The organism is Mameliella sp. MMSF_3455 (assembly GCF_030733205.1).
Taxonomy (GTDB): Bacteria; Pseudomonadota; Alphaproteobacteria; order Rhodobacterales; family Rhodobacteraceae; genus Antarctobacter.
In genome coordinates this window covers 1-6,250 of record NZ_JASHJL010000085.1, presented here as the reverse complement: position 1 = coordinate 6,250, position 6,250 = coordinate 1, and the positions used below count along the sequence as shown (strand labels likewise).

Sequence of the window (6,250 nt, the reverse complement as noted above, 5' to 3'; positions counted from 1 at the left end):
CCCCCCCTCCCCGCCCCGGAGCGAAAGGACAGCCCATGCCCCTGATGTTGACCCAGGACCAGATCGCACAGTTCGACCGCGAAGGGTATGTCGTGGTCGAGGATGTTCTGAACGCGGATAGGCTGGCGGCGGTCAAGGCCGAATATGCCGCGTTGCTGGACACGCTCTACGCCCGCTGGCACACCGAGGGCCGCGTGCCCCCTGCCGAGGGGATGGATTTCTGGCAGAAACTGCTCACCTCCTACGCTGCGGGCTGCGACTGGTTTCAGCCGATGGACATTTCCCTGCCCGGCGGAGAGATTGCCGCCGACACGCCCTTTCACTTCGGTCCCGCCGTCTTTGACATGCTGACCGATGCCCGCCTTCTGGACATGGTCGAGGACCTGATCGGCCCCGAGCTGACCTCGAACCCGATCCAGCACGTCCGCCTGAAGCCGCCCGCCACCCATCTGCACGCGGACGAGCCGCGCGCCCATGTCACCGCGACCGCCTGGCACCAGGACCGGGCCGTGGCCCACAAGGAAGGCGACGAGACCCGCATGGTCACTGTCTGGCTGGCGATCTCCGACGCGACCGAGGAAAACGGCTGTCTGACGGTGGTGCCGGGCAAGCCGCAAATGTATCCGCATTGCCCCCGGAAACAGACCGCCATCGCACCGGGCTTCCTGGACGAGGACAAGGCCCTGCCCCTGCCCGTCAAGGCGGGCGGCGCGGTGCTTTTCCATCCGCTGACGCCCCATGCCTCGCTGGAAAACCGCAGCAATGATTTCCGCTGGAGCTTTGACATCCGCTACAATGTCACCGGCCAGCCCACGGGCCGCGCGCATTTTCCCGCCTTCATCGCCCGTTCGCGCCATGCGCCAGAGGCCGAGTTGCGCGACTGGAAAAAGTGGAAGACCATGTGGGAAGAGGCCCGCGCCCGACTGGCGCCGGAACCGCATATCCCGATTCACCGCTGGTCGGGCGACAGCCCGGTCTGCGCCTGACCGGCCACCGCAAACACCCATCCCGGCCCCGTGCCGGAACATCGCGACATGAGGCCCCGGCCCCGGGGCCAATCAGAGCCCTTGAGAGACCGAGATGAACAAGACAGTCCGCCTTTCCGACGCCGACAACGTGGTCACCGCCGTCACCCCGCTTGAAATCGGGCAGGAAGGCGCAACGCAGCTGATCCCGCGCGGCCACAAGCTGGCCGCGCAGGCGATCCCCAAGGGGGCCCCGGTGATCAAATACGCGCAGGTGATCGGCTATGCCGCCGAGGACATCGTCGCGGGCGCCCATGTGCACACGCACAACCTGGACTTTCGCAACGTCGACACCGAATACGAGTATTCGACCAACATTCGCCCCGCCGCACCCGCCGCGACGCAGGACACATTCATGGGCTACCGCCGCGCGACGGGGCGCGTCGGCACGCGCAATTACATCGCCGTGCTCACATCGGTGAACTGCTCCGCCACCGCCGCGCGCAAGATCGCCGCGCATTTCACCGACGACAAGCTGGCCGCCTATCCCAATGTCGACGGGGTGGTGGCCTTTGTCCACGGCACCGGCTGCGGCATGGCCGGCCAGGGCAGCGAGGGTTTCGAGGCGCTGCAACGGGTCATGTGGGGCTATGCCCGCAACCCCAATATCGGCGGCGTTCTGATGGCGGGCCTGGGCTGCGAGATGAACCAGATCGACTGGCTCGTCGAAGCCTACGGCCTGCAACCCGGCCCGCTGTTTCAGTCGATGAACATCCAGGACGTCGGCGGGCTGCGCAAATGCGTGGAACTGGGCATCCAGAAGATCGAAAAGATGCTGCCCGTGGTGAACGAGGCCTCGCGCGAGGAATGCCCCGCCTCCGATCTGATGGTCGCCCTGCAATGCGGCGGCTCGGACGCCTGGTCGGGGATCACTGCGAACCCTGCCGTCGGCCATGCCTGCGACCTGCTGGTGGCACAGGGCGGCACCGGCGTCCTGGCCGAGACGCCCGAGATCTACGGCGCCGAACACCTGCTGACGGCCCGCGCGGTCGACCGCGCCACCGGCGAGAAACTGGTCGAACTGATCCGCTGGTGGGAGGATTACACCGAACGCAACAAGGGCAGCATGGACAACAACCCTTCGCCCGGCAACAAGAAGGGCGGCTTGACCACGATCCTGGAAAAATCTCTGGGCGCCGCGGCCAAGGGCGGCACCACGCCGCTCACCGGCGTCTACAAGTACGCCGAACCGGTGACGGCCAAGGGGTTCACTTTCATGGACAGCCCCGGCTACGATCCGGCCAGCGTCACCGGCCAGATCGCCAGCGGCTGCAACCTTGTCTGCTTTACCACCGGCCGCGGTTCGGCCTTCGGCGCCAAGCCCAGCCCCTCGATGAAGGTCGCCACCAACACCGAGATGTTCAACCGCATGACCGAGGACATGGACGTGAATGCCGGCACCATCCTGACCGAAGGCAAGACGGTCGAGGACGTGGGCCGCGAGATCTACGACATGTGGCTGCGCATGGCCTCCGGTGAACAGACGAAATCCGAGGCACAGGGCCTGGGTGACTATGAATTTGTGCCCTGGCAGATCGGGGCGGTGATGTAATCAAATCGCTGATCGAACCACTATCCTTGAGCTTATCATGACCCTCCCCCTATGCATCATCGGCGCGGGTTCCATCGGGCGCCGCCATATCGAGGTCGCCACCGCCTCGCCCGCGATCCAAATCACAGCCATCGTGGAACCGGACCCGGCCACGCGCGCCAGCTTGACCGACGAAGGCTTGCCCGCCGTCGCCGCGATCGACGACGCGCCGGCAGAGACCCGCGCCTGCGTGATCGCCACGCCGACGCCGGATCACTTGCCCTCGACCCTCGCCGCGCTCGGGCGCGGCTGGGCGGTGCTGGTGGAAAAACCCATTGCCGACACGCTCGACAACGCGCGCAAGATGGCCGAGGCCGCCGCCGACGCGGGCCTGCCGCTGATCGTCGGCCACCACCGCCGCTGCCACCCCTTCATCCAGGCCACGCGCGAGGCCTTGCCACAGATCGGGCAGTTGGTCGGCCTTCAGGGGATGTGGTGCCTGCGCAAGCATGACAGCTATTACGACGTGCCCTGGCGCCGCGCCCCCGGCGCCGGCCCGCTGGCCACCAATCTCACCCACGAGATCGACCTGCTGAACGTCTTTGCCGGCCTGCCGGTCGAGGTCACGGCGCTGACCTCCAACGCCACGCGGGGCCATGTGATCGAGGACACTGCCGCATTGGCCTTTCGTTTCGAGACCGGCGCGCTCGGGTCCTTCCTGATTTCGGACGCGGGCGCCTCACCGTGGTCCTTCGAGGCCGCCAGCGCGGAAAACCCGGCCGTCGCCGCCTCCGGCGAGGATTACATTCGCATGACTGGCACGCTGGGGGCGCTCTCGTTTCCCTCGCTCACCCGCTGGGGCGCGTCCGGCCCGGGCGAGGTCGAATGGTCAAAACCGCTCAAACGCCTTGACCCGCCCGGCTTCGACAAGGTCGATCCGCTGCGGGTCCAGATCGATCGTTTCGCCGCTTTCCTCGACAGTGGCGCCGACGACATCCTCTGCCAGCCCCGGGACGGCATCGCCGCCCTGGAAATGACGTTGGCCACCGCCCTTTCCGGACAGAGGCACCGCCCCGTGAAGCGCGGCGAGGTGCCCGGAGATTTCACAGGAGTTCTGACATGAGACTAGCCGGCAAACGCGCCTTCATCACCGCCGCGGGCCAGGGCATCGGCCGCGCCATCGCCGAGAGCTATGCACGCGAAGGCGCCGAGGTCACCGCGACCGACCTCAACCCCGACCTGCTGGAGGGGCTGACCGGCACGACCTTTGCACTGGACGTGACCGACAAGCCGGTGCTGACCCGCGCCGTCGAGGCCGCAGAGCCCGACATCCTGGTCAATTGCGCCGGGTTCGTGCACGCCGGCACGCTGCTGGAGGCTACGGACGAGGATTTCGAGTTTGCGATGATGCTGAACGTCCGGTCGCAATTCCATGCGATGCAGGCCGCCCTGCCCGGCATGATCGAGCGCGGCGGCGGGTCCATCGTGAACATGGCTTCCGTCGCAAGCTCCATCATCGCGGCGCCTGACCGATGCATCTACGGCGCGTCCAAGGCCGCCGTCATCGGGCTGACGAAATCCGTGGCATTGGATTACGTCACGCAGGGCATCCGCGTAAACTGCATCTGTCCGGGCACCGTCGACAGCCCCTCCTTGCACGACAGACTGCGGGCAATGGGCGACTACGAGGAAGCACGCAAGGCCTTTGAAGCCCGTCAACCGATGCGCCGCATCGGCACGACAGAAGAAATCGCACACCTGGCTGTCTACCTCGGCTCGGATGAAAGCGCCTTTACCACAGGTCAGGCCCATGTCATCGACGGGGGGTGGGCGGTCGGCTGACCGCAATCCCCCTACGCGGGCTTTCGCACCACCTTCCCTTTCCCAACCGCAAGACCCGTCCCATGGCCGAAGCTCTCCCCCGCGAAGACCGCACCGCCGCCGGCGTGCTGATGATGGCCCTGGCCGTGCTGGGGTTCACCTGTATCGACAGCACGGCCAAGTGGCTGATCCTCGCGGGGCTGCCCGCGCTTCAGGTGGTCTTTGCCCGTTACGCGGGGCATTTCCTCGTCGCGGTTGTCATCTACGGCTCGCAGGAAGGGAGGCAGGCTTTCGTCTCGAACGCCCCTCTGCGCCAGCTGTTGCGCAGCTTCTTCCTGCTTGGCAGTACGGTCTGCAATTTCTCGGCGCTGCAATTCCTGCCGATCACCGTGACCACGACGATCATGTTCGCCGGCCCGATCGTTGTCACCCTGCTCGCGATCCCGATCCTGGGCGAAAAGGTCGGCCTGCGCCGGATCATCGCCGTCTGCGTGGGCTTCTTGGGCGTGATCGTGGTGATGCAGCCCTGGGGCGTCGATTTTCACCCCGCCATGTTCCTCTCCATCGGGGCGCTCAGCATGGCGGCGCTCTATTTCATCATGACGCGGTTGCTGGCGGGGATCGAAGGCAACGCCACCCAGCAGATCTGGTCCAGCGGCTTTGCGGCCCTGGCACTCCTGCCCTTCGTTCTGGGTGGCTGGGTCTGGCCCGAGGGGCCGGTCTGGATCGCCTTCTGCCTGATCGGCATCTTCGGGGCCAGCGGCCACATCGCGGCGGTGATCGCACACCGCTGGGCGGATGCCTCGATCCTCGCGCCGGTGATCTACATCCAGATCTTCCTGGCCGCCGTCGCCGGCATCCTGATCTTCGACACCTGGCCCACGGTCTGGACGCTGGGCGGCGGTGCGATCATCATCGCTTCCGGCCTCTACATCTGGCAGCGCGAGCGCGTGGTCCGCGGCCGGGTCCGCCGCCCCGTGCCGCATACACGGTAGTCGCGCCACCGGATCAGGTTGCGGCCCCCCGGAGGTATTTCAGGCCCAAAGAAACGCGGGCCCGGGACAATGTTCAGCCCCGCCCGATATAGGGCATCGCGCTTGCCATGACGGTCATGAACTGCACGTTCGCCTCCAGCGGCAACGAGGCCATGTGCAGGACCGATTTCGCAACGTTGGACACATCCATGACCGGCTCCACCGCGATGGAACCATCGGCCTGCGGCACGCCCTTGGTCATCTTTTCGGCCATGTCCGTCAGCGTGTTGCCGATGTCGATCTGACCGCAGGCGATATTGTAGGGCCGCCCGTCCAGCGACAGCGAGCGCGTCAGGCCGGTGATCGCATGTTTCGACGCCGTGTAGGGCGCCGATCCCCAGCGCGGCACATGGGCAGAGACCGACCCGTTGTTGATGATGCGCCCGCCCTGCGGATCCTGCCTGCGCATCCGGCCAAAGGCGGCGCGCGCACAGATGAACGACCCGGTCAGGTTGATGTCGATGCAGCGGCGCCAGTCGTCGACGCTGATTTCGTCGGCCGGGCCGCCCATGACCGACACGCCCGCGTTGTTGAACAGCGCGTCGATCCGCCCCCACTCCGCCAGCGCCTTGTCAAAGGCCGCATCCACCTGAGCCTCGTCCACCACGTCGCAGGTCAGGCCCAGCGCGTTTTCATGGCTGTCGGCCATTTCGGCCACCGAGGCCTCGGTCCGGCCCACGATCCCGACCTTCCAGCCCGCTGCCAGAAAGGTCTCGGCGCAGGCCTTGCCGATCCCGCGCGCGCCTCCGGTGATGATGATTGTCTGGGTCATTGTCCCTCCCCCATGTTTCTTTGGGCCGATAAATACCTCCGGGGGGAGCCGAAGGCGGGGGGCAGAG

Annotated in this window: 6 protein-coding genes; 5 read left to right on the top strand and 1 reads right to left on the bottom strand. The window is 66.4% G+C overall.

The features are described from left to right. Positions 1-35 precede the first annotated feature (35 nt). The 5 genes from RBB42_RS27735 to RBB42_RS27715 all read left to right on the top strand — a co-directional run bounded on the left by RBB42_RS27735 (position 36) and on the right by RBB42_RS27715 (position 5,372). Positions 36-986: a phytanoyl-CoA dioxygenase family protein gene (locus RBB42_RS27735; RefSeq protein WP_305972670.1), complete on the top strand. Its 951-nt coding sequence runs from the start codon at positions 36-38 to the stop codon at positions 984-986. A gap of 94 nt (positions 987-1,080) precedes the next feature. Beyond that, a complete protein-coding gene (locus RBB42_RS27730) occupies positions 1,081-2,577 on the top strand; it encodes a UxaA family hydrolase (protein ID WP_305972669.1) in 1,497 nt (498 codons plus the stop codon). Between the two features lie 37 nt (positions 2,578-2,614). Continuing rightward, entirely contained in the window at positions 2,615-3,679 is a 1,065-nt protein-coding gene (locus RBB42_RS27725; RefSeq protein ID WP_305972668.1) for a Gfo/Idh/MocA family oxidoreductase, read from the top strand. Continuing rightward, positions 3,676-4,398, top strand: a complete 723-nt coding sequence (locus RBB42_RS27720) for an SDR family oxidoreductase (RefSeq protein WP_305972667.1) — start codon at positions 3,676-3,678, stop codon at positions 4,396-4,398. Before RBB42_RS27725 ends, RBB42_RS27720 begins: the two co-directional genes overlap by 4 nt. A gap of 62 nt (positions 4,399-4,460) precedes the next feature. Next, on the top strand, positions 4,461-5,372 hold the full coding sequence (locus tag RBB42_RS27715; protein ID WP_305972666.1) for a DMT family transporter: 912 nt from the start codon (positions 4,461-4,463) through the stop codon (positions 5,370-5,372). Positions 5,373-5,445: 73 nt separating this feature from the next. Here the strand turns inward: RBB42_RS27715 and RBB42_RS27710 are convergent, their stop codons facing one another. Then, complete coding sequence (locus tag RBB42_RS27710; protein WP_305972588.1) at positions 5,446-6,183, bottom strand: SDR family oxidoreductase; 738 nt, start codon at positions 6,181-6,183, stop codon at positions 5,446-5,448. Positions 6,184-6,250: the final 67 nt, after the last annotated feature.